Origin of the sequence: Mesorhizobium sp. M8A.F.Ca.ET.218.01.1.1, assembly GCF_004791165.1 — a bacterium.
In the GTDB taxonomy this organism is placed as follows: domain Bacteria; phylum Pseudomonadota; class Alphaproteobacteria; order Rhizobiales; family Rhizobiaceae; genus Mesorhizobium.
This window is the reverse complement of the sequence record NZ_SRUZ01000005.1, coordinates 344,781-368,355: the sequence shown is the minus strand read 5'-3', so window position 1 is coordinate 368,355 and position 23,575 is coordinate 344,781. Positions and strand designations below refer to the sequence as shown.

Annotated in this window: 24 protein-coding genes; 19 read left to right on the top strand and 5 right to left on the bottom strand. The window is 62.3% G+C overall.

Features of this window, described 5'->3' with window-relative positions; translation table 11 throughout:
- The first annotated feature begins 1 nt into the window (after nt 1).
- The 8 genes from EN861_RS20420 to EN861_RS20385 all read left to right on the top strand — a co-directional run bounded on the left by EN861_RS20420 (nt 2) and on the right by EN861_RS20385 (nt 9,179).
- On the top strand, nt 2-1,657 hold the full coding sequence (locus EN861_RS20420) for an ABC transporter substrate-binding protein (RefSeq protein ID WP_135865246.1): 1,656 nt from the start codon (nt 2-4) through the stop codon (nt 1,655-1,657).
- Nucleotides 1,658-1,934: 277 nt separating this feature from the next.
- Nucleotides 1,935-2,732 (top strand): DUF427 domain-containing protein, encoded by a 798-nt coding sequence (locus EN861_RS20415; RefSeq protein WP_245464367.1) that lies wholly within the window; start codon nt 1,935-1,937, stop codon nt 2,730-2,732.
- Between the two features lie 100 nt (nt 2,733-2,832).
- Nucleotides 2,833-3,414 carry a hypothetical protein gene (locus tag EN861_RS20410; protein ID WP_127278415.1) on the top strand — a complete coding sequence of 194 codons (582 nt, stop codon included), beginning with the start codon at nt 2,833-2,835 and terminating at the stop codon, nt 3,412-3,414.
- Nucleotides 3,415-3,471: 57 nt separating this feature from the next.
- Complete coding sequence (locus EN861_RS20405; protein WP_127278416.1) at nt 3,472-4,236, top strand: SDR family oxidoreductase; 765 nt, start codon at nt 3,472-3,474, stop codon at nt 4,234-4,236.
- A gap of 423 nt (nt 4,237-4,659) precedes the next feature.
- Entirely contained in the window at nt 4,660-5,634 is a 975-nt protein-coding gene (locus EN861_RS20400; protein WP_127278417.1) for an ABC transporter substrate-binding protein, read from the top strand.
- Between the two features lie 76 nt (nt 5,635-5,710).
- Nucleotides 5,711-6,784, top strand: coding sequence for a glycine betaine/L-proline ABC transporter ATP-binding protein (locus tag EN861_RS20395; RefSeq protein ID WP_127278418.1), 1,074 nt, complete (start codon nt 5,711-5,713; stop codon nt 6,782-6,784).
- Nucleotides 6,781-8,763: an ABC transporter permease subunit gene (locus tag EN861_RS20390; protein WP_127278419.1), complete on the top strand. Its 1,983-nt coding sequence runs from the start codon at nt 6,781-6,783 to the stop codon at nt 8,761-8,763. The genes EN861_RS20395 and EN861_RS20390 overlap by 4 nt, the downstream gene beginning before the upstream one ends.
- A 38-nt stretch (nt 8,764-8,801) precedes the next feature.
- On the top strand, nt 8,802-9,179 hold the full coding sequence (locus EN861_RS20385; protein WP_127278420.1) for a GFA family protein: 378 nt from the start codon (nt 8,802-8,804) through the stop codon (nt 9,177-9,179).
- Between the two features lie 24 nt (nt 9,180-9,203).
- On the opposite strand, the gene EN861_RS20380 is transcribed toward EN861_RS20385, so the two are convergent.
- Complete coding sequence (locus EN861_RS20380; protein ID WP_127278421.1) at nt 9,204-10,562, bottom strand: NAD(P)/FAD-dependent oxidoreductase; 1,359 nt, start codon at nt 10,560-10,562, stop codon at nt 9,204-9,206.
- Between the two features lie 261 nt (nt 10,563-10,823).
- On the opposite strand from EN861_RS20380, the gene EN861_RS20375 reads away from it, so the two are divergent.
- On the top strand, nt 10,824-11,537 hold the full coding sequence (locus tag EN861_RS20375; protein WP_127278422.1) for an XRE family transcriptional regulator: 714 nt from the start codon (nt 10,824-10,826) through the stop codon (nt 11,535-11,537).
- Between the two features lie 150 nt (nt 11,538-11,687).
- Here EN861_RS20375 and EN861_RS20370 read toward each other — a convergent pair whose 3' ends face one another.
- The 4 genes from EN861_RS20370 to EN861_RS20355 all read right to left on the bottom strand — a co-directional run bounded on the left by EN861_RS20370 (nt 11,688) and on the right by EN861_RS20355 (nt 15,550).
- The gene (locus EN861_RS20370; RefSeq protein ID WP_135865244.1) at nt 11,688-12,728 is read right to left on the bottom strand and encodes a DUF3445 domain-containing protein; all 1,041 of its coding nucleotides are present in this window, start codon (nt 12,726-12,728) and stop codon (nt 11,688-11,690) included.
- 89 nt (nt 12,729-12,817) lie between these two features.
- The gene (locus tag EN861_RS20365; protein ID WP_127280546.1) at nt 12,818-13,783 is read right to left on the bottom strand and encodes a PDR/VanB family oxidoreductase; all 966 of its coding nucleotides are present in this window, start codon (nt 13,781-13,783) and stop codon (nt 12,818-12,820) included.
- Nucleotides 13,780-14,376 carry a dimethylamine monooxygenase subunit DmmA family protein gene (locus EN861_RS20360; RefSeq protein ID WP_127280545.1) on the bottom strand — a complete coding sequence of 199 codons (597 nt, stop codon included), beginning with the start codon at nt 14,374-14,376 and terminating at the stop codon, nt 13,780-13,782. Before EN861_RS20360 ends, EN861_RS20365 begins: the two co-directional genes overlap by 4 nt.
- 40 nt (nt 14,377-14,416) lie before the next feature.
- Complete coding sequence (locus EN861_RS20355) at nt 14,417-15,550, bottom strand: aminomethyltransferase family protein (protein ID WP_135865241.1); 1,134 nt, start codon at nt 15,548-15,550, stop codon at nt 14,417-14,419.
- Between the two features lie 287 nt (nt 15,551-15,837).
- On the opposite strand from EN861_RS20355, the gene EN861_RS20350 reads away from it, so the two are divergent.
- From EN861_RS20350 to glnT, 10 genes are all read left to right on the top strand, one after another.
- The gene (locus tag EN861_RS20350; RefSeq protein WP_135865239.1) at nt 15,838-16,125 is read left to right on the top strand and encodes a hypothetical protein; all 288 of its coding nucleotides are present in this window, start codon (nt 15,838-15,840) and stop codon (nt 16,123-16,125) included.
- Nucleotides 16,126-16,136: 11 nt separating this feature from the next.
- Nucleotides 16,137-16,514, top strand: a complete 378-nt coding sequence (locus EN861_RS20345; protein WP_127280938.1) for a hypothetical protein — start codon at nt 16,137-16,139, stop codon at nt 16,512-16,514.
- 32 nt (nt 16,515-16,546) lie between these two features.
- The gene (locus EN861_RS20340) at nt 16,547-16,708 is read left to right on the top strand and encodes a hypothetical protein (RefSeq protein ID WP_127280937.1); all 162 of its coding nucleotides are present in this window, start codon (nt 16,547-16,549) and stop codon (nt 16,706-16,708) included.
- A 14-nt stretch (nt 16,709-16,722) separates the two neighbouring features.
- On the top strand, nt 16,723-18,129 hold the full coding sequence (locus EN861_RS20335; protein ID WP_127280936.1) for an APC family permease: 1,407 nt from the start codon (nt 16,723-16,725) through the stop codon (nt 18,127-18,129).
- Between the two features lie 45 nt (nt 18,130-18,174).
- Nucleotides 18,175-18,864: a hypothetical protein gene (locus tag EN861_RS20330; protein ID WP_189343696.1), complete on the top strand. Its 690-nt coding sequence runs from the start codon at nt 18,175-18,177 to the stop codon at nt 18,862-18,864.
- Nucleotides 18,861-19,190, top strand: coding sequence for a hypothetical protein (locus EN861_RS20325; RefSeq protein ID WP_127280851.1), 330 nt, complete (start codon nt 18,861-18,863; stop codon nt 19,188-19,190). Before EN861_RS20330 ends, EN861_RS20325 begins: the two co-directional genes overlap by 4 nt.
- 84 nt (nt 19,191-19,274) lie before the next feature.
- Complete coding sequence (locus EN861_RS20320; protein ID WP_127280852.1) at nt 19,275-20,171, top strand: glutamine amidotransferase family protein; 897 nt, start codon at nt 19,275-19,277, stop codon at nt 20,169-20,171.
- Between the two features lie 4 nt (nt 20,172-20,175).
- On the top strand, nt 20,176-20,898 hold the full coding sequence (locus EN861_RS20315) for a GXGXG domain-containing protein (protein ID WP_127280853.1): 723 nt from the start codon (nt 20,176-20,178) through the stop codon (nt 20,896-20,898).
- Nucleotides 20,899-20,904: 6 nt separating this feature from the next.
- Nucleotides 20,905-22,233 carry an FMN-binding glutamate synthase family protein gene (locus tag EN861_RS20310; RefSeq protein WP_135865237.1) on the top strand — a complete coding sequence of 443 codons (1,329 nt, stop codon included), beginning with the start codon at nt 20,905-20,907 and terminating at the stop codon, nt 22,231-22,233.
- A gap of 34 nt (nt 22,234-22,267) precedes the next feature.
- Nucleotides 22,268-23,575: a type III glutamate--ammonia ligase gene (glnT, locus tag EN861_RS20305; RefSeq protein ID WP_135865235.1), complete on the top strand. Its 1,308-nt coding sequence runs from the start codon at nt 22,268-22,270 to the stop codon at nt 23,573-23,575.

Here is a 23,575-nt window from a genome sequence, read left to right as displayed (position 1 = left end):
CATGCCAAGGCATTTCATGACGATTGACGCCGCCCGCAAAAACCTGACCGCAATCGAAAATTCCGCTGTCGACGAATTGCTGGCCGGCAGGGTCGACCGGCGTGATTTCCTGCGCCATGGCAGCGTGCTTGGCCTGTCGCTGCCATTGCTTGGTGGCATTTTGGGAGCGGCGGGTTTCGGGACGCAAAAGGCCCTCGCCGAGGGGAAGCCGGGCGGCACGGTGCGCGCCGGCGTGGCGACGCCGGGCGGCGCCATCGACCCCGTCACCTTCTATGACAGCGGCAGCTACCAGCTGGTTTTCCAGACCGCCGAATTCCTCTGCATCACCCAGCCGGACCTGACCCTGAAACCGGTTCTGGCGGAAAGCTGGTCGCCCAACGAAGACGGCAGCGTGTGGACCTTCAAGCTGCGCAAGGGCGTGAAATTCCACAATGGCGAGGACTTCAAGGCCGAGGACGTTGTCGCGACGTTCGATCGGCTGGCCGATCCCAATGGCGCCTCCAACGCGCTGTCGGTGTTCAAGGGCCTGCTGTCGAAAGGCGGAACCCAGAAGGTTGACGACCACACCGTCGCCTTCCATCTCGACGCGCCGAACGGCAGTTTTCCCTACTCGGTGTCGATCGACAATTACAACGCCGTCATCCTGCCGGCGAGCTACAAGGGCGACTACGAAAAGACCTTCGAGGGCACCGGGCCGTTCCGGATGGAGACCTACACGCCCAAGGTCGGTGCGACCTTCGTCCGCAACCCCGACTATTGGGGCGAAAAAGCGCTGCCCGACCGTCTCGAATTCAAGTTCTACGGTGATGTGCAACCGCGCATCCTGGCGCTGCAGGCCGGCGAGGTCGACATTCTCGACGCGGTTCCGCTCGACGTCAGCCAGGTGGTGCTGAACAGCCCCGACATCACGGTGCTGCGCGTCGCCTCGACGGCGCACCGCCAGCTTCACATGCGCTGCGACATGGCGCCTTTCACCGACAAGCGCGTGCGCCAGGCGCTTGCGCTCAGCATCGATCGGTCCAAGCTGGTCGACGGCTTGTGCCGCGGCATGGCGGCCACCGGCAATGACAGCCCGTTCGCGCCGGCCTTCCCCGCCACCGACAAGTCGGTGGCGCAGCGCACCCAGGATATCGCCAAGGCCAAGCAACTCATGGATGCGGCGGGCCTCGCCAGCGGCTTCGACATCACGCTGACGACGCTGCGCTATTCCGACATTCCGGGCTATGCGCAACTGTTCCAGAATTTCGCCAAGGAGATCGGCGCCCGCATTTCGCTCAACATCGAGGATCAGGACAAATATTACGGCAAGGCGGTGTTTGGCCAGTCGGACTGGCTGGACAGCCCGCTCGGCATCACCGACTACGCTCACCGCAGCGTGCCGAATGTCTTTTTGAAGAGCCCCCTGGTCGGCGACGGCCCGTGGAACGCCGCGCATTTCAAGAGCCCTGCCTATGACGGCATGGTCGCCAGCTATCTCAAGGCGCTGGACATCGGCGCGCAGCGCGCGGCGGCATCCGACATCCAGAAACTGCTGCTCGACGAGACGCCTGTGATCTTCAGCTACTTCCCCGACCTTCTGGTGCCGGTGCGCAAGAATGTCAGCGGCCTGCCGCCGATCGCCGCCGGGCTGCTGCTCGATCGTGTGTCGCTGGGGTAGAGGCTGCCGAGATCATGCTCGAACAGGCAGAAGCCAGATTGGACCGCTCCGTGTTTCGGGCGGCGAGGCTGTCCGGCAACAGGGCCGCGACAAACGATGGGGGGCCATCGTTCCAGCGGTTCGACACCGGCAACGCCCGCCGCCCGGAAGCCCTCGCCGGCCATCGGCTCGGCCTCATATCGCCCTAGCCATGCGCCCTCGTCCGGCCACGACAGACAAGAAACGGGAGACTACCATTCGCAAGCCTCATCTGCGCGGTCGCGGACCGCATTTCCCCGTGCTCGACACTATCGTGCAGTACGATTTCGAGCCCGGCTATGTCGCCTTCACCATGCCCTCGCTGAAGCGGCTGCGGGTCCAGGTCGGTTCGATGACCGTTGCCGACACCACCAGGGCACTGGTTCTGTACGAATCCGACCATCTGCCGGTCTACTATTTTCCGATCGAGGACGTGCGCGAGGAATTCCTGCTGCCCTCGAAGACGACGACGGAAGACCCATACAAGGGCGTCGCCACGCACTACTCGCTCAATACAGGCATCACCCTGGTCGAGGATGGCGCATGGCGCTATCTCGATCCCGTCAAGGGTTGCCCGCCGATCTCAGGCTACATGTCGTTCGTGTGGAGCAAGATGGGCCACTGGTTCGAGGAGGACGAGGAGATCTTCGTCCATGCCCGCGATCCGTTCCGCCGCGTCGACTGCCTGCCCTCCTCGCGGCGCGTACAGGTTATCCTCGATGGCGAGCAGGTCGCAGATTCACGGCGCGGCGTGTTCCTGTTCGAGACCGGGCATCCAGTGCGCCATTATCTGCCCATATCGGACACACGGCTCGATATGTTTGCGCCCAGCCGCTACATCTCACGCTGCCCCTACAAGGGCATCTCCAACTACTATCACGTGACGACAGCCAAGAAGCGCCACGAGAACCTGGTCTGGTACTATCCAGAGCCGGTGCATGAAGCAGAACGCATCAAGGGACTGGTCTGTTTCCACCACGAACTGGTCGACAAGATCCTGGTCGACGGCGTCGAAATCCCTAAGGAGGCCACGGCCGCGTCCGACGGATATTTCTGAGCCTTCACGCTCGACTGGTCAGGACCTGGTTCAGCCTTGCGTTTCGCATTTGCGTCCGTCGGCAGCGGTGCTATTTTTGTGCCGCGGCGGACACCTGCTTATGAGGAAAGCACTCCATCATGCGATTTGGCCCTGGCTTGTCGCCCTGGCGGCGACGCCGATGCCGGTGCTTGCCAAGAACGCTCCCGCCTTCGAGTTGAAGCTCGACATCGATCGGGACGGCAAGAGCGACCGGGCGGTCGTCCAGCAAGAGGCCGGCGGCCCCGCCGATCTCTACATCTATCTGGACTCGGAAAAGCCCGGTCCCTCACGCCAAGCGGATTTCGTCAGGAAAGGGCTGACGGAAGACCGGGTCATCGATCTCGAAAGCAAGGACAAGGGATCGCTGTCGGTTACGTCCTGCTTCGGCTGCGGCGCCAGCAAATCGACGGAAGAGACGCTGACGATCGTGCATCGCCAGGGCAAGTTCCTGGTCGGCGGCTATAGCCGCAATTGGGACTGGAACCAGCAGACGTCGAGCGGCGTCGAGACGACGCTTGGCGAATGCGACATCAACTATCTCACCGGCAAGGGTACCGTCTCCAAGGATTTGGAGGCGGGCAAACCCATCAAGGGCAAGTTCAAACCGGTACCGCTGAAGGACTGGTCCTCTGAAATGCGCCCGAGGGCCTGTGATTTCTGAAGAGGTTGATCGAGAGACGGCATAGCGAATACCCTCACCGCACAGGGAGGGCTAGCAATGGATCTTTTCAAACTGAATGGTGACGTCGCACTGGTCACCGGTGCCGGCAGCGGCATCGGCCAGGCAATCGCGATCGGGCTGGCCGAAGCAGGCGCCGATGTCGCCTGTTTCGGCCATACGTCGAAGGGCGGGCTGGACGAAACCGCCCACCGGATCACGGCACTCGGGCGCAAGGCGCTGGTGCTGGCCGGCACGGTGACGTCGGAGGGTGACCTCGCCACGGCCATCGATCGCATCGAAGCCGAACTCGGTGCGTTGACGGTCGCCGTCAACAATGCCGGCATTGCCGGCTCGGAACCAGCCGAGGCGCTGTCGCTGGACAAATGGCGGAGGGTGCACGAAGTCAATGTCGCCGGCGTGTTCCTGTCCTGCCAGGCCGAAGCGCGCAAGATGCTGGCGCGCGGCAAGGGCTCGATCATCAACATCGCCTCGATGTCGGGCACCATCGTCAATCGCGGGCTGACGCAGGCGCACTACAATTCCTCGAAGGCCGCCGTCATCCATATGTCGAAGAGCCTGGCCATGGAGTGGGCCGATCGCGGGCTGCGCGTCAACGTCGTCAGCCCGGGCTACACGCTGACGCCGATGAACAAGCGGCCGGAGGTTGCGGAAGAGGTCAAGATCTTCAAACGCGACACGCCGATGGGACGAATGGCGGCGCCCGAGGAAATGGTCGGGCCGACAGTGTTCCTGGCCAGCCGGGCGTCGAGCTTCGTCACCGGCCTCGACCTGATCGTCGACGGCGGCTACGTCTGCTGGTAACAGGCATGCGAGCCCTGTCCGTCGGCGTCGGCCGACTTGGCCTGCAGCCTGAAATACGCCGCGAACGTAGCGTTAGTCGTTGCGCGGCATGAACGTTGGTATATATAATTTCATCCTATGAAACGCGCTGGCGAGACGGGGCTTGCCGGCCAACAGCCGAGATCATGACCTTGATGGCTCGCACCTTGCAGAGCGCCGCAGGACTGGCAAGTGATCCGCGGATTGCTATCGCGGCGATCGATCGGCCATGAGACTGGGCCGCCCCGGCAGCATCCGTCATCATCGAAATCGAGCATCGCCGCGCCGGCCTTGCGCCGCTGGCGACAACAGCCTTGCGCAACAGCCAGCCTTTCCAACACAATCAAGAAAAGACGCAAGAAGGGAACGACCAATAAACGTCACAGCTTGAAGGAGAACCAAGCAATGCCAGTTCGCAGTGTGATTTCGAAATTCTCAATGGGAGCTTTTGCACTTGCCGCGGCAAGTGTCATGACGCCGACAGCGCAGGCAGCGGCACCGGAGTCCAACGACCCGATCAAGATTGCCTTGTTCGACTGGACCAGCGTCAACCTCAACGCCAAGATCCTCGGCGGCATCCTGGAAAAGCTCGGCTATACCGTCGAATATCCGACCGCCGACTATCTCTCCAGCCTGACCACCGGCCTCACCAATGGCGACATCGATGTCGGCCTGGAGTTCTGGGACACCACCGCCGGCGAGGCCATGAAGGCCTCCGACGCCACTGGCCAGACCGAACGGCTCGGCAAGCTCGGCCCGAAAGCCAAGGAAGAGTGGTGGTTTCCTGAATACATGAAGGAAAAGTGCCCGACCTTGCCGGACTGGCACGCGCTGCTCGACGCCACCTGCGCGGCATCGTTCTCGACCGCCGAGACGGCACCGAAAGGGCGCTATCTCGGTGGCCCGGTGACCTGGGAAGGTTTTGACGACGAACGTGTCGCGGCGCTGAAACTGCCCTTCACCGTCATCCATGCCGGCACCGATGCGGCGATGTTCGCCGAACTCGATTCCGCCTATCAGCGCAAGGCGCCGATCATGCTGTGGATCTACTCACCGCATTGGGCGCCTGCAAAATACAAGGGCGAATGGGTGCAATTCCCCGAATACACACCCGAGTGCTACAACGACCCGAAATGGGGCGTGAACCCGGACGCCAAATACGACTGCGGCAAGCCGCATGGCGAGATCTGGAAATATTCCTGGAACGGCATGAAGGACAAATGGCCGGTCGCCTACAAGGTGGCCAAAGCCTACACGATCGACACCGACGAGTTGAACAAGATGAGCGGCGAGATCGATCTCGACGGCAAGACGCCGGAGGATGTCGCCGCTGCCTGGATCGCCGCCCACGAAGCCGACTGGAAAGCCTGGGCGCAGTGATCGCTCCGACTGGAAAAGGGAGACCCGGCTGGTACCAGCCGGGTCTCAATTCCTGGTGTTCCAGAAGGACGACTGAATGACGAAAGCTATTGAACAGGCATCGAACGCGACGGGGAAAGATCCCCGGCCGATAAAACTTGCCTGCCGCAATGTCTGGAAACTGTTTGGGACGAACGCCGCCAATTTCATCCGCGAGCGCGACGGCAAGGCCAGCGCAGCCGACATAGCCGGAGCGGGGCTGGTCGGCGCGGTGCGCGCCGTCGATCTCGAAATCCGACAGGGCGAGATCTTCATCATCATGGGCCTGTCAGGGTCTGGCAAGTCGACGCTGGTGCGCTGCATGTCGCGGCTGGTCGAACCGACACATGGCAAGGTCGAATTCGAAGGCAAGGACCTGCTCGAGATTTCCGATGCCGCGCTGATCGAACTCAGGCGCCACCGCATGGGCATGGTATTCCAGAATTTTGCGCTGCTGCCGCATCTGAACGTGCTCGACAACATCGCCTTCCCGCTCAGCATCCAGGGACAGGATCGTTCGACACGCGAGGCTCGCGCCCGGGAAGTCATCGAACTCGTCGGCCTGCGCGGGCGCGAGCATTTCTATCCGCGCGAGCTTTCCGGCGGCCAGCAGCAGCGCGTCGGCATCGCCCGCAGTCTCGCCACCAAGCCGGAAATCTGGTTTCTCGACGAGCCGTTCTCGGCGCTCGATCCATTGATCCGCCGCGAGATGCAGGATGAGCTGATGCGGCTGCAGACCATGCTGCACAAGACCATCGTCTTCATCACCCATGATTTCGACGAGGCGATAAGGCTGGCCGACCGCATCGCCATCATGAAGGACGGCGAAGTCATCCAGATCGGCACGCCGGAGCAACTGGTGGTCAATCCGGCGACCGACTACGTCGCCGAGTTCACCCGTGACGTCGACCGCGCCAAGGTGATTTCGGCACGCAGCCTGATGCGCCCTTGCGATGGCGCCGAACATGGCGGCACGGTGGCGCCGGAGGCCAAGATCGCCAGCTTCTCGGCCAGCATCGTTGCCGCCGGTAAACCGTTCGCCGTGGTCAACGGCACCGGCAAGCCGATCGGCGAGGTGACGCCGCAAGCGGTGATCGATCTTCTGGCCGGCATCGAGCGAGCCGGCGCATGACTGTAACGGCAAGCAGCAGCCAGGCAAGGCCGCCGATTCAACGGTGGCTGGTGATCTGGGTGCTGGCGCTTGCCGCCGTGCTGGTGGTGTTCCTGCTGCAGGACGTCGTCCCTTGGGCTGTCGACTATCCGGCGAGCGCCGTCGTGCCCGTCGCCGACTGGGTCAGCGCGCTGATGGGCTGGATCAAGTCGAACCTGTCCTGGCTGACCCGCTCGGTCACCGCGATGCTCGGCGTGCCGCTCGACTTCGCGCTCAACCTCTTGGCCAAGAATTTCAAGATCGGTCACGGCGCGGACGCTTTCGTGCTGCCGCGTTTGTCCTGGGTTGGCGTCTGTGCGACCGCCTTCATTGCAGGATATGCAGCCGGCGGCAGAAAACTTGGCATGCTGGTTGGCGGCTGTTTCCTCTACATCGCGCTGTTCGGCCAGTGGACCAGCGCCATGCTGACCCTGGCGCTGATCTCGATCGCGGTGCCGTTCTGCATTCTCACCGGGCTATTCGCCGGCATCTGGGCGTGGCGCAAGCCGTGGGCGGAGAGGCTCATCGTCTCCCCTGCCCTCGACCTCATGCAGACGATCCCGACCTTTGCCTACCTGATCCCGATGCTGCTCCTGTTCGGCAACAGCCCGGTCTCGGCGATGATCGCCACCGCCATCTTCGCCACGCCGCCGATGGTGCGGGCAACCATGCTCGGCCTCACGCGGGTGCCCTTGGAGATCGGCGAGTTCAGCGACATGGCCGGCTGCACCGCGCGGCAGAAATTGTGGCGGGTGCTGTTGCCCTCGGCACGGCCGACGCTGATGGTCGGCGTCAACCAGGTGATCATGCTGGCGCTGAATATGGTGATCATCGCCTCGATGATCGGCGCCGGCGGGCTCGGCTACGACGTGCTGCTCGCCCTGCGCGCGCTGAAGGTCGGCGAGGCGATGGAAGCCGGGCTGGCCATCGTCGCGCTCGCCATCGCGCTCGACCGGCTGAGCCAGGCCATCGCCCACAAACAGGCAACAGGCAATGTCCACCGGTCGTCCGCCAGCCCGCGTTTCTGGCGGCGCTACCCCAATCTGACGCTGGCCATTGCGATTCTTGCCGTCACCACGCTGCTCGGCCTGTTCGTGCCGGCTTTCGCGGCCGTGCCGAAGGCGATCACCTTCACCACCGCGCCATTGTGGAAAGCGGCGGTGAACTGGGTGACGATCAACTTCTTCGACATCATCGAAGCGTTTCGGGTGGCGCTTATCCTCAACGTGCTCAATCCGGTGCGCGCCTTCTGCGAAGGATTTCCGTGGCTGGGCGCGGTGTTCCTGCTCGGCCTTGCCGGCTACCAGCTCTCGGGCTTGCGGCTGGCCGCACTTGTCGCGGCACTCACCGCCTTCTGCGCCATCACAGGCCTTTGGGAAAAGACCATGGCGACGGTCTATCTCTGCGGCATCTCGGCCTTCATAGCCTGCCTGATCGGCATTCCGATCGGGCTTGCGGCGGCGCGAAGCGACCGCTTCGAAAAGATCGTCACGCCCGTCATCGACACGCTGCAGGTGTTGCCGTCGTTCTGCTTCATCATTCCGGTGGTGATGCTGTTTCGTGTCGGCGATGTCACCGCAATGATCGCAACGATAGCCTTCGCCGTGGTGCCGGCGATCCGCTACACCAATCATGGCATCAGGCAGGTGCCGCCGGCACTGATCGAGGCGGCGAAGGTTTCCGGCTGCACGCCGCGCCAGACTTTTTTCCGTGTGCAATTGCCGCTGGCGCTTCCCGAAATCATGCTCGGCGTCAACCAGACGATCCTGATGGCGCTGGCGATGATCATCATCTGCGCCATGGTCGGCACCCGCGACCTCGGCCAGGAAGTGTTCATCGCGCTGTCGAAGGCCGATTCCGGCCGCGGCATTGTCGCCGGCCTCGCCATCGCCTTCATCGGCATCGTCGCCGACAGGCTGTTCAATGCGTGGACGGCGAAGGCACGGGCGAGACTGGGGTAAAACTCAACCGCCGATACCACCAAAAAGGAGAGAAGAGAATGACCAGCAGGGTAGCCAGCTGCACCTGCGGACAATTGCAGATACATTGCCCGCAAGAGCCGACCATGGTGTCGCTTTGCCATTGCCTCGACTGTCAGCGGCGGACCGGCAGTCCGTTTGGCATCGCGGCCTTCTTCGACGCCGCCGCGACCAATATCCGGGGCCTATCGAAGACATTCCAACGCGATTCCGACAGCGGCTTCCCGATCAGCTTCCATTTCTGCGGAGCGTGCGGGTCGACCGTGTTCTGGTATCCGTCACGAAAACCGGAGGCGGTCGCCGTGGCCGTCGGCTGTTTCGCCGATCCGTCCTTCCCGGCGCCGACAAAGTCAGTCTACGACAAGCGCCGCCACGGCTGGGTCGTGGTGCCAGACTGACGCCAAAGCCCGCCTCCTGGGCCACTACTCGGCCGCGACGCCTTTCACCTCGAGATAGCTCTCCATCGAATCGTCCAGCGCCTGCAGCCACGGCGTATGGTGCAGCGGCGCCATGGTGCCGGTCATCAGCGAGCGATAGGAATGATCGCGGAAGCCCATGATGTCATCCGCCTTGTGATGCTCCCATTCCATGAAGGTCTGGTTGACCGCCTCGACGTCGAAGCCGGGATAGTCGGTCTGGTCCATCAATTCCTTGGTGTAGTCGCCCTGGAACCAGATCATCTGCTCGGCGTCCTCAAGCGTCTCCTCGCGGGCGCGCCATTTGGCGCCATGCGCCGCCATCGCCTCGGCCGAGGGCAGCTTGATGCGGCCCATGATGACGTCGCGGGCGAACCAGGCCTGCGCGTCGAACATGTTGAAGGTGTAGAACTGGTCCTGCATGCCGATATAGGACAGCTTCGGGTTCTTCTCCCAGACCACGCCCTCGTAGAGGTCGAGCGGCCACATGCGATTGGCTGTCTTGAGCTTGAGGTCATCGGTCAGGAAGGGGAAGGAATGGAGATAGCCGGTGCACAGGATGATGGCATCGACATCCTTGGTCGTGCCGTCCTTGAAATGCGCCGTCTTGCCGACGACCTTCTGCAGCAGCGGCACCTCTTTCCAATTCTCCGGCCATTTGAAACCCATCGGCTTGGAGCGATAGCTGGAGGTGATCGATTTGGCGCCGTATTTGTAGCATTGCGAACCGATGTCCTCGGCCGAATAGGAGCGGCCGATGATCAGGATATCCTTGCCCTTGAACTCCATCGCGTCGCGGAAATCATGGCTGTGCAGGATGCGGCCGTTGAAGGTCGAGAAGCCCTCGAAATAAGGCACGTTGGGCACGGAGAAGTGCCCGGAGGCAACAACGACATTGTCGAACTCTTCGGAGTACGTCACGTCGTTGGTCCGGTCATGCGCGGTGACAGTGAATTTCTTGGTCTCGTCCGAGAAAGTGACCATGCGCACCGGGCTGTTGAAGCGCACCCATTTGCGCAGGCCCGACTTCTCGACGCGGCCCTTGATGTAGTCCCACAGCACGGCGCGTGGCGGGTAGGAGCCGATCGGCCGGCCGAAATGCTCCTCGAACGTGTAGTCGGCGAATTCCAGGCATTCCTTCGGCCCGTTCGACCAGAGGTAGCGGTACATCGAGCCGTGCACGGGATCGCCATGTTCGTCGAGCCCGGTGCGCCAGGTGTAGTTCCACAGGCCGCCCCAGTCGGACTGCTTTTCGAAGCAGACGATCTCGGGAATCTCGGCGCCCTTGTCGGCAGCCGACTTGAAGGCCCTGAGCTGAGCCAGACCGGACGGCCCGGCTCCAATGACGGCAACACGAGTTTTCATTCCAGGGCCTCCTCTTTTTTGATTTCCCCAGCGAAACAAATTTCACTGACAGGACAGTAATTGGCCCTTCCGTGCTGTCAACAGCGATCTGCGGAAACGGCATTTGCGCACAATCGATTCCTGGCGAATAACCGGCCACGGCCGCACTCAAAGGACCGGCGCATGCGCCACAAGACGGCTTGCCGTTGCGGTTGCGCTGTTGTATCGCCACCTGACATGTTCACCTAGAGTGAAATAAATCCGCGAAGTCCGGGGGGCGACATGGCGAAAGACAGTACCAAGGCCGGGCTTGCCGGCGCCAAACCAAAGCCGCAGCCAAAGGTCTCGGCGGACGGCAAGACCATCCGGGCGCCGCTGACGCAGAACCCGCACGCCATCCGCGATACCCGCGAAAAAGTGCTCGAGGTGGCGATTGGCCGCGAGGTGCGGGCCTTCCGCAAGAAGCTCGGCATCACCGTCGCCGATCTCGCCGTCGCCACCGACATTTCGCTGGGCATGCTGTCCAAGATCGAGAACGGCATCACCTCACCATCGCTGACCACGCTGCAGGCGCTGTCGCGGGCGCTCGGCGTTCCCGTCACCGCCTTCTTCCGCCGTTTCGAGGAAGAACGCAGCGCTGTCTTCGTCAAGGCCGGCCAAGGCCTTGACGTCGAACGCCGCGGCACGCGCGCCGGCCACCAGTACAATCTGCTCGGCCATATCGGTTCCAACACCAGCGGTGTCGTGGTCGAACCCTATCTGATCACGCTGACCGAGGATTCCGACGTGTTCCCGACCTTCCAGCACGAGGGCATGGAGTTCCTCTACATGCTCGAGGGCGAGGTCGTTTACCGGCATGGCAGCAACCTCTATCCGATGAAGCCCGGCGACAGCCTGTTCTTCGACGCCGACGCGCCGCACGGGCCGGAAGAGCTCACGCGGCTGCCGATGCGGTACCTTTCGATTATCTGCTATCCGCAGAATAGCGCGGGTTAGGCACTTGGTTCCTCGCCCCTGTAGTGGGGAGAGGTGGCTCGGCGAAGCCGAGACGGAGAGGGGAGCGCCCTACGAAGGCCCCTCTCCGTCCGCTTCGCGGACACCTCTTCCCCGCCTCTGGCGGGGGCGAGGAACCCAAGTCTTTGGAGGTCAATCCGGCCCAAACCCCTGTGATGTCGCGCTCCCATCATCCAGCTTCGACAGCCACTCGACCAGCGTCGAACGATAGCGCGTCAAGCCCTTGTAGGTGGCGAGTTCCTCCGGCAGGTCGCGTATGACGCGATGCAGGCGCCGCGCCCATTTCGGCTGCGTCACCAGTTCGTCCATCTTGATCAGGTAGCAGCGGATCGGGAAGACGATGCCGTTGGAGCGCGGCAGCCGCCAGAAGCTCTGCAACTCGACCCGCAGGTGCACCTTGTCGCCGACGTTCTCGGGCGTCACCGTTGCCCGGTCCGGGCCCCATTTGTGGTAGTTTTCGGGGCTGGTATCGAGGCGCGGATTGATGGTCATCGTCCAGTTCAGGCGCCTGGCCGGCTTGCCCTGCTGGATATTGGTGAGGAATTTTAGCGCCCTGACGAAAATCCCCTTCTCATGCGCCAGCGGCACCGGCGCGTGCCACTCGAAGAAATTCATGCCGATATCGAAATCGAGCGACCAGTCGGCCTGGGTGGTGACCATGCCGGCATCCATCCACAGATTGCCGTCCCGCTGGTCGAGGATGCAGAAATCGCCCTGGCTCTGGCGGGTGATGTATTCCATCGGCCCGTAAGGCAAAGTCGAGGTGTCGCCGAAGGTGAAGGTGTCATCGATGCCGAGCGGCCGGTTGATCCAGCGCCAGCGATCGCCGTCGCGCTTCAGCGTGAAATGCTCGGGGTAACCCAGCGCCTGCTGCTCCATCAAAAGTTCCAGCAGATCCCAGCCGGCGAGCGTCATGTGCGGCAGCGACTGGCAGCGCAGCGGATCCTCTGCCAGCACCAAAGCGCGGTCCTGCATCTCGGCGACATAGTGTTCGTCGACGTCGATCAGGTTCTCCAGCACCGAGCCCTTCGGGCCGACGACATGCGGCTCGATATTGACGGCATACATGTAGCTGTCTTCGTGGAACGGGAACGGAAACCGCCTGATGTGCTCAGGGCTGTTCCTGAAGGTGAAGTCGTCGCGGAACGTTTCCTTGCGAAAGGTGATGCCCATCAATTCCTCCTAGAGCGGGATGCCCGCTCTATCTCTTTGTTTTAGCCGCATTTCTGCGACGCCAAGTATCCACTTGGCTGCAAAATGCTCTACCGTTCCAGCACCAGCGACCTGCCTTCGAAGCGCGACACGCACGGCATGATCTTCCTGCCGGAACGGTGCTCTTCCTCGCTCAGCCAATGGTCGTTGTGGATGAACTTGCCGTCGCACGAGATGACGTTGGTCTCGCATTGGCCGCAGACGCCGCCACGGCAGAGATAGGGTGGATCGACGCCGGCCGCCTCGATGGCTTCGAGCAGGCTCTGCTGTGAGCCGACGCGGATGGTCTTGCCGCTGACAGCGAGCCTCACGTCGAATGGCAGGCCGGGCTGGGGCGCCGCGAAATGCTCGTAGTGCACGGTCTCCTGCGGCCAGCCGAGCGCGGCGGCGCGGTCGCGCACCCAGTTGATCATGCCGGCAGGGCCACAGACATAGAGATGCGTGCCGAGCGGTTGCGAGGACAACAGCCGGTCGAGATCGATACGCTCCTCAAGGTCATCGTGGTAGAGCCGGACCCGACGGCCGTAGCGTTCCCGGAGCAGGTCGGCATAGGTACCAAGCGAGGCGGTGCGGCAGGTGTAATGCAGTTCGAAATTGCCGCCTTCGCCAGCCAGTTGCGCGGTCTGCGCCATGAAGGGCGTGATGCCGATGCCGCCCGCCAGCATCAGGTGTTTTTTCGCCCTGAGATCGAGCGAGAACAAGTTGACCGGATAGCTGATCACCATCTCCAGGCCCGGCTTGACAGACCGGTGCATGAACAGCGAGCCGCCGCGCCCGACATCGTCGCGGCGCACCGAAATCGTATACTCGCGCGTGTCGAGCGGCGAGCCCATCAGCGAATAGGGATTGAGCCTGGTGCGCTCACCATCGCGCATCTCGACCACGACATGGGCGCCGCCTGAAAAGGTCGGCAGCAACTCGCCGTCACGGCGGCGGAAATGGAAGCGGGTAACCAGGTCATTGACCGGGACAACGTCGCTGACCACGACATCGAGCTTGGTGGTGCCGGTGCTCATCGGAAGATCTCCTCCATCGGAGGAATTTCACTGCGGTCTTCGGCATTGATGCAGACGCCCTGGAACGCGGCAAGGCGCCGGGAATAGTGATCGCGCACCAAAAGCAGCAGGCCGCAATGCGAGCAGGTCGCCGGCTGCGTCGTCACGTTTTCGGTAATGCCCTTGCAGTGCACGCACTGCATGCGCCGCGCCAGCGAGCCGCGATGCTCGGTCTGCATGGAGGTGTGGTCGATGCCGGCTTCGAGCGCCACCTGCATGGCCTGGCCGATCAGCCCTTCGGTGCCGGCGAGATAGAGGCGCAGACCCATATGCGCGTTGGTCAAGGTCTGCTTCAGACGCGGCAGCAGGCTGGCGAAGGACGGCGCGATGTGCAGCTGCGCCGGCTCCAAGGCTTCGAGAGCGGCAACGTATTTGCCGTCGGGACCGGCAATGAAGACGATTTCGGCTCCGTCGAAGAATCCGGCCGGAGCCCTGGCGGCCATGTCTTTTATCGCGAGCGCGCCTTCGGCATCCGCCACGAAAAGATGATGCTTGCCCGCCTGCGGAGACAGGGTCCCGTAAATGGGCCGGCTGATGATGGTCTTGGCTGCCATTCTGTCTTTGTGCCTCGAAACCCTCGCTGTCGATTATGCCTCAGCCTTTCGCCGTGCGCTTGGTCTTCTTGGGATCGTCGAACGGCAAGGGCTGCGCCGTCGCCTTGATCGATCCGCTCTCGTTGCGGATTTCGAGCTTGGTGTCCTTGACCGCGCAGTCGACGTCGAGCCGGGCGATGCCCATCGATTTCTTGACCAGCGGCGAATACATGGCGCAGGTCACCACGCCGACCTTTTTACCGTCGCGATAGACCGGCGCGCCTTCATCGGCTGGCTCCTTGCCGTCGAGCAGGACGCCGTAGATCTTGAAGCGCTCCTTGCCTTTCAGGCGATAGTGCTCCTCGGCACCGCGAAAACCGGTCTTGCCGGGGCTGACGGTGAAGTCGAGGCCGAGTTCCCACAGCGTGTCGCCGGGGCCTTCATTGTCGAACGGGTATTTCTGCGAATTGTCGTAGGGGTAGAACAGCAGGTAGCTCTCGACGCGCAGCATGTCGAGCGTGGTGAAGCGGCATGGAATGATGCCGGCCCCCTTGCCCTCTTCGAGGATTCTGTCCCAGATCGTGCCGGCATCCTGGCCACGGCAGAAGATTTCGTAGCCGCGCTCGCCGGTATAGCCGGTGCGCGAGATCATGACGGGGAAGCCGAAGAGCTGCGTCTGCATGTGATGGAAGTAGTTGAGGTCGCGAATGCTCGGCACGTGCTTGGCCAGATAGTCGACCGCCGTCGGCCCCTGCAGCGACAGATCGTGCAGATTGTCGTCAAAGCGCAGCGACACGTCGCGGCCCATGGCCGCTCGCTGCAATTCCTCATGGCCGGTGCCCGAGCCGTGCACCACCATCCAGGAATTCGGTCCGGTACGGTAGAGGATACAATCGTCGGTGAATTTTCCCGCTTCGTTCAGCATGCAGGCGTAAGCCGACTTGCCGGGATAGATTTTCTCCACGTCGCGCGTGGTGGCGAGGTCGATCAGGTGCGAGGCGTGCGGCCCTGTGATGTGAACCTTCTTCAGGCCGGAAACATCCATAAGTCCGGCCTTGGTGCGGATGGCGACATATTCCTCATCGGCATCCTTGTCATAGGTCCAGGCGGTGCCCATTCCGCTCCAGTCTTCGAGCTTCGACCCCAGAGCGCGATGGCGATCCGCCAGGGTTGAAAATCTCCAGGATGCCGTCATCCGCTCGTCCTCCGTTCGAAAATCATGCTGTTCCCTGCTCCTTTGCCCGAGGCCGGAGCTTTGGATGGAATATTGACCGCAAACGCGGGAAGCCTGCAATCCCCTTGAAGCAAATAATTTCATTGTCAGGCAAAATTGTTCACTCGAAGCGAGCGGTTAACTCTACGTAAATTCGTCTTGACAAGTCGGGGATTCGAGCGGAACTTATGAAAAAAATTTCACTCTCTTGAAAGAGGGCGGCGGGCGGTGGATTCGGAACCGGGCGTCGGCAAAGAAGGGGAAAACCGATGTCAGACCTGCAGCAGCGCATCGAAGCGCTGTACCGCTCCGATTTGCGCGGATCCGCGCTTCTGATCGTCTGCCTGTGGGCGACGATCCTCTTCGTCCTCCTCATGACTTGGCCACACATTCCCCAGGGCGGCATCAAGGCCGTCGTAGCCCTGGCCGCCGCCGCGGTGCTCATCTTCAACACGGCGGCCATCCTGGCGATGGTCAAACACTACAAGGAAGACAAGGAGTTCATCTACGGGCTCGACATCAAGAACGCCGACGCGTCCCGCAACCGCAAGTCCTGAGGGGAGAAACAATGTCCCGCTACACGCCGCCGGAGCAGAGCAAGGCCGGGCAAGTCTTCGACATCGCCGTTGTCGTGGTCGCCATCTTCGTGGCACTGTGGCTACCGCTGAAGCTTGGTCTTGCCGGGGCCGCAAAATCCATCGATGCACTCGATGCCAAGACCTGGGAAGCGCTCGGGCAGAATCCGACCATGGCCTCGATCTGGGAAAAGCTCGGCTATACGCCGGAGACCGCGCACGACATCATCCAGAACCGGTTCCACTACATCATCGACTGGCCGACATTGATCATCATGGCGGCCGTCCTGATCGGTTATTTCGTGTTCCTGTTCCGGGCATCCGACCGCGAATATCGCGATGTCATCAACGAGAAGTTCGACGACAAATAGAGTTTGGCGACGAAGAATTTGGGGACACGATCATGTGGGTGGCACTCTCTTACGCATGCTGGGGCATCTCGATCGTGCTCGCGCTGTGGATGCTCTACGACTGGTTCAAGATCGATACAAACTACTCCGAGGACGTTCTGACCTCGTCGCGTGAAGGCGAGCTTGAAGCCGCTTCCGAAAAACACCGGATCTGAGTGGGGATTGATCGATGACGGTCGCGCTTGAAAACAACATCACCACCACAATTCACGGCGACCGGGTATCGCTGCTTCGGGTGCTCGGCCCGGCCCATGTCTGGGCGCTCGGTGTCGGCATCGTTCTGGTCGGCGAGTTCACCGGCTGGAATTTCTCGGCCGACAAGGGCGGCGCGCTGGCGGCCCTGATCGTGTGCTGGGTCGTCGGACTGCTCTACACCTCGGTGGCCATGATCGATTCCGAGGTGACGTCGACTGTCGCCGCCGCCGGCGGGCAGTATGCGCAGGCCAAGCACATCGTGGGCCCGCTGATGGCGTTCAACGTCGCGCTGTTCCTGGTCTTTGCCTACACGATGCTGGAAGTATCCGACGCCATCCTGCTCGGCGATACGATCGTCGCCAAGGCCGGAGTCGAAGGGCTAACCCACAATTCCTTCATCGCCGCCACCATCGTGGTGCTGGCCTGGCTCAACTATCGCGGCGTGTTGATGACGCTCAACGTCAATTTCGTCATCACGGCAATCGCCTATGTCTCGATCGTCGTCCTGTTCTTCTCGGTCAGCCCGTGGACGCAAGGCGCGGTGCTGAAGCTCAACGAACTGGTCACTCCAGGAAACGCGCTGCCCTATGGCTGGATCGGCGTCATTGCCGCCTTCCAGTTCGGCATCTGGTATTATCTCGGCATCGAAGGCACAACGCAGGCGGCCGAAGAAGTGCGCTCGCCCGCACGCTCGCTGCCCTACGGCACGATGGCCGGCATGATCACGCTACTGATCGCCGCCGCCATGACCTGGTATGTCTGCGCCTCGCTGATGCCCTGGGAATATCTCGGCATCACCTATTATCCGCTGTGGGATGCCGGCAAGCTGACCGGAAGCCCGCTGCTCGAGAACCTTCTGTTCATAGCAACGCTGCTCGCCGCGCTTGCCTCGGCAAACGGCTGCATCAACGACGCGGCGCGCGCCTGGTTCTCGCTCGGCCGCGACCGCTATCTGCCGAGCTGGTTCTCGGCGGTGCATCCGAAATACCGCACGCCCTACCGCTCGATCCTGTTCCTGCTGCCGATCGCGCTGGCCTTCGCCTTCATCGCCGATCTCAACCAGGCGATCACCTTCTCGATCCTGTCGGGGGTCCTGCAGTACACTTTCATGAGCATCAACATCATGATGTTCCGCAAGAAGTGGCCGCTGGGGTCGATCCGCCGCGGCTACACGCACCCCTTCCATCCGCTGCCGGCAATCGTGCTGTTCTGCCTGTGCGTGGTGACCTTCTTCGCCATCTTCCTCGGCTTCGGCTCGCAGTTGATCGCCATGGTCGCCTTCTATTTCCTGATTTCGCTGTGGTTCCACTTCTACCGCTACAAATTCGTGCGGCGTGGCGACCAGTTCACCATGCCGTGGCCGAAACCGCAGGGCTATTGATAGGAGTAGGCCCGTCCAGGACCTGGATGGGCCTTGCACGATAAAATGTCCGAGGTGACATCAGCACTGCTTGCCGGGGCAATTGTCCTGGCTCTCGTCCTTCACTTTGCGTGGCTGGCACGCCGCAGCCGCGACAGGGCCTCGGCCGCGCTCGCCGCCGACGAGGCCAGCATTCGCACCATCGTCGCGGACGCTGCCAATGTCTCGGAGGGCACGGCAGGTGTTTTGACCTGGGAAGGATCGTGGAACGGCCAACATGTCCAGTTGCGCACCATCGTCGATACGCTGGCGACACGAAAGCTCCCCGCGCGCTGGCTGTCGGTGTCCATTACCGAAAAGGTCGCGGTGCCAGCCGTTTTCGACATGATGATGCGGCCGGGCTCGCCGACGACATTCTCCAATTTCGACCATCTGGACCATACGCTGCCGAAAGCTCCGGGATTTCCAGCCGAAGCGGTGCTGCGGACGGACCGCAGAGGCACGCGTTTCCCGCAAGGCATCATCGCCAGTCATCTCGAACCCTTTGCGGATGGCCGCGCCAAGGAGCTGCTGATCACGCCAAACGGAGTGCGCATCGTGTGGCTGCTGGCCGAGGCCGAGCGGGCACGCTACGGGGTCTTCCGGCAGGCCGCGTTCGGTGACACGCGTATCGATGCGACGCTGATCGAACGGCTGCTCGTATCTCTCTCGAAGCTGCGCGACGCCATCAACCGAAGCGAACGGCAGGCCGCATGAGCACTTCAAACACTTCGCCGGCGCCAGTGAGCCCTTATCTCGTCCTGGGCGCCGCAATCGTGCTGCCGGCAAGCGGGCATGTCATTCTTGGCGTACCGGTGCGCGGACTGCAGTTCCTTTTCTTCATGGTCATCCTGGCCTGGGTGACCGCCAAGATTTCGCCGCCGGATGCCAACTTCGTCGGCCGTCACGCCGGCGGCTTCCTGATCTATGCGCTGTCGATCCTCGACGCCTATAAGATCGCCCGTATCCGCGCCGCCAAATGGGCTCATAATGCCCGGCGCGAGGGCGATGTTACGCAGAGTGGCATTGAGCCGCATACGTAACCAGAGGAAAATTTTTTTCATCCCATTGAATTCAAGGATTTCATTCGGTACATCATCTCTAGTCACAAACGTCGGGAGGCTGACATGTGCGGAATCGTTGGACTTTTCCTGAAGGACAAGGCGCTGGAGCCGAAGCTCGGCGCGATGCTGTCGGAGATGCTGGTATCGCTCAGCGATCGCGGCCCCGACAGCGCCGGCATCGCCATCTATGGCGCGACATCGGGCAACGAGGCCAAGATCACCATCCAATCGCCGAAGCCTGACCGCGATTTCCGCGGGCTGGACGCCGAACTCGCCAAGGCTCTTGGAGCGCCGGTGAGCATTGCGGTGAAATCGACACATGCGGTGGTCAGGACCACGCCCGACAAGGTCGACGCGGCGCGTGAAGCCCTCCAGTTGCTCAGGCCCGATGTCCGCATCATGGGCGCCGGCGAAGCGGTTGAAATCTACAAGGAAGTCGGCCTGCCGGAAGCCGTCGTCGATCGCTTCGATGTCCGCAAGATGACCGGCACGCATGGCATCGGCCACACCCGCATGGCGACGGAATCGGCGGTGACGACGATGGGCGCGCACCCCTTCTCGACCGGCGCCGACCAGTGCCTGGTGCACAATGGGTCGCTGTCCAACCACAACAATGTCCGTCGCGAGCTGGTCCGCGAAGGCATGAAATTCGAGACCGAGAACGATACCGAGGTGGCGGCCGCCTACCTTTCCTCGCAAATGGCGCATGGCAAGAACCTCGGCGAAGCGCTGGAAGGCACGCTCTCCGACCTCGACGGCTTCTTCACCTTCGTCGTCGGCACCAAGAATGGTTTTGGCGTGGTGCGCGATCCGATCGCCTGCAAGCCCGCCGTGATGGCCGAGACCGACCAATATGTCGCCTTCGGCTCGGAATATCGCGCGTTGACCAAACTGCCCGGCATCGACAATGCGAGGGTCTGGGAACCGGAGCCCGCAACCGTTTATTTCTGGGAGCATTGAGTTCATGCCGGCAACCTCCAAGGCAACGCGCGAAAGCCATGCGCGCGTCTTCGACCTCGACGTCCAGTCGTTGCGCGAACTCAACCAGGCACTCCATAACCTGACCGCCGGCTCGAATGAGACGGCATGGGAAGTGCTCAACCCGAAAGGCAACCACTCGGTCGCCGTCGGTGTCGACCAGCCCGTCAGTATCGATGTGCGCGGCAGCGTCGGCTATTATTGCGGCGGCATGAATTCGGGCAGCGCCATCACCGTGCACGGCTCTGCGGGCCCCGGCGTCGGCGAGAACATGATGGCGGGCTCGATAACGGTGAAAGGCGACGCCAGCCAGTATGCCGGCGCCACCGGCAAGGGCGGGCTGCTGGTCATCGAAGGCAATGCCTCCTCGCGCTGCGGCATCTCGATGAAGGGCATCGACATCGTCGTGCACGGCAATATCGGCCACATGTCGGCCTTCATGGCGCAGTCCGGCAATCTCGTGGTTTTGGGCGATGCCGGTGATGCGCTGGGCGATTCCATCTACGAGGCACGGCTTTTCGTGCGCGGCAAGGTCGATAGTCTGGGCGCCGACTGCATCGCCAAGGAGATGCGGCCCGAACATCTGGACCTGCTGCAGGGTCTGCTCGACCGCGCCGGCGTGACCGGCGTCAAACCGTCGGAGTTCAAGCGCTACGGTTCGGCGCGCACGCTCTACAATTTCAATATCGACAACGCCGACGCGTATTGAGGCAAGATGACGTACCGCAACCCGCCGACGACACCGCGCAAATCCGCGACCTTCGACGACTACACGCTTTCCGAAATCCGCCGCGCCGCGGCGACCGGCATCTACGATATCAGAGGTGCCGGCGCCAAGCGCAAGCTGCCGCATTTTGATGACCTCCTGTTCCTCGGCGCCTCGATCTCGCGCTATCCGCTGGAAGGCTATCGCGAGCGTTGCGACACATCCGTGGTGCTGGGGTCGCGGCATGCGAAGAAGCCGATCGAACTGAAAATTCCGATCACCATCGCCGGCATGAGCTTCGGCTCGCTGTCCGGCCCGGCGAAGGAAGCGCTCGGGCGCGGCGCGACGCTGTCCGGCACCTCGACCACGACCGGCGATGGCGGCATGACCGAGGAAGAGCGCGGCCATTCCAAGCAGCTCGTCTATCAGTACCTGCCGTCGCGCTACGGCATGAACCTGCGCGACCTGCGCCGCGCCGACGCGATCGAGGTGGTCGTCGGCCAGGGCGCCAAACCAGGCGGCGGCGGCATGCTGCTTGGCCAGAAGATTTCCGACCGCGTCGCCGAGATGCGCACGCTGCCCAAGGGCATCGACCAGCGCTCCGCCTCGCGCCATCCCGACTGGACCGGTCCCGACGATCTCGAAATCAAGATCCTCGAGCTGCGCGAAATCACCGACTGGGAGAAGCCGATCTACGTCAAGGTCGGCGGCGCCCGCCCCTACTACGACACAGCGCTTGCGGTGAAGGCCGGCGCCGACGTCGTCGTCGTCGACGGCATGCAGGGCGGCACGGCGGCGACGCAGGAAGTCTTCATCGAAAATGTCGGCCAGCCGACGCTCGCCTGTATCCGGCCGGCGGTGCAGGCACTGCAGGATCTCGGCATGCACCGCAAGGTGCAGCTGATCGTCTCCGGCGGCATCCGCAACGGCGCCGATGTCGCCAAGGCGATGGCGCTTGGCGTCGACGCGGTGTCGATCGGCACCGCAGCGCTCGTCGCGCTCGGCGACAATGATCCCCGCTGGGAGGCGGAGTATAACGAACTCGGCACCACGTCAGGCGCCTATGACGACTGGCATGAGGGCAAGGACCCTGCCGGCATCACCACGCAGGACCCGGAACTGATGAAGCGTGTCGACCCCGTGGCCGCCGGCCGCCGGTTGGCGAACTATCTCAAGGTGATGACGCTGGAGGCGCAGACCATCGCCCGCGCCTGCGGCAAGAACAGCCTGCACAATCTCGAACCCGAGGACCTCGTCGCATTGACGATCGAGGCAGCCGCCATGGCCGGCGTGCCGCTGGCCGGCACCAACTGGATACCGGGGAAGAACGGCTTCTAACACACACCCGAAATACCATAAGCGAGGAACTATAATGGGGAACGATCTCGCCGCTTTCGCCAAAAAGAACGGCGTCAAATATTTCATGATTTCCTACACTGACCTGTTCAGTGGCCAGCGTGCCAAGCTGGTGCCGGCGCAGGCGATCGCCGATATGCAGAAGGATGGTGCCGGCTTTGCCGGGTTCGCCACCTGGCTCGATCTGACGCCGGCGCATCCCGACATGCTGGCGGTGCCGGATCCGGACTCGGTCATCCAATTGCCGTGGAAACCGGAAGTCGCCTGGGTCGCGGCCAACTGCATCATGGACGACAAGGAGGTCGACCAGGCGCCACGCAACACGCTGAAGCGGCTGATCGCCGAGGCTGCCGCCGACGGCATGCATGTCAAGACCGGCGTCGAAGCCGAGTTCTTCCTGATCTCGCCGGACGGCAAGGCGATCTCCGACGAATACGACACGGCATCGAAGCCTTGCTACGACCAGCAAGCCATCATGCGCCGTTACGATGTCATCGCCGAGATCTGCGACCACATGCTGGCGCTCGGCTGGGGCGCCTACCAGAACGACCACGAGGACGCCAACGGCCAGTTCGAGATGAACTGGGCTTTCGACGACGCGCTGCCGACCGCCGACAAGCATTCCTTCTTCAAGTTCATGGTCAAGTCGATCGCGGAAAAGCATGGCCTGCGCGCCACCTTCATGCCCAAGCCCTTCCAGGGTCTGACCGGCAATGGCTGCCACGCCCATATCTCGGTCTGGGACAAATCAGGCAAGACCAATGTCTTCGCCGACAATTCAATGGAGCTTGGCCTGTCGGCCAAGGGCAAGAACTTCCTCGGCGGCATCATGAAGCACGCCTCCGCACTCGCCGCGATCACCAACCCGACGGTCAATTCCTATAAGCGCATCAACGCGCCGCGCACCATTTCGGGTGCGACCTGGGCGCCGAACACGGTGACCTGGACCGGCAACAACCGCACCCACATGGTGCGCGTGCCCGGCCCTGGACGTTTCGAATTGCGCCTGCCGGATGGCGCGGCCAACCCCTATCTCCTGCAGGCGGTGATCATCGCCGCCGGCCTCGACGGCATCCGTTCGAAGGCCGATCCGGGCAAGCGCTACGACATCGACATGTACCAGCACGGCCACACGGTGAAGGGCGCGCCGAAACTGCCGCTCAACCTGCTCGACGCCTTGCGCGAGTTCGACAAGGACAAATCGCTCAAGGGGGCGCTGGGTGAGGAATTCTCGTCGGCATATCTAAAGCTGAAGCACCAGGAATGGAATTCCTATGCTTCGCACTTCACGCAATGGGAGCGCGACCACACGCTGGACATTTGA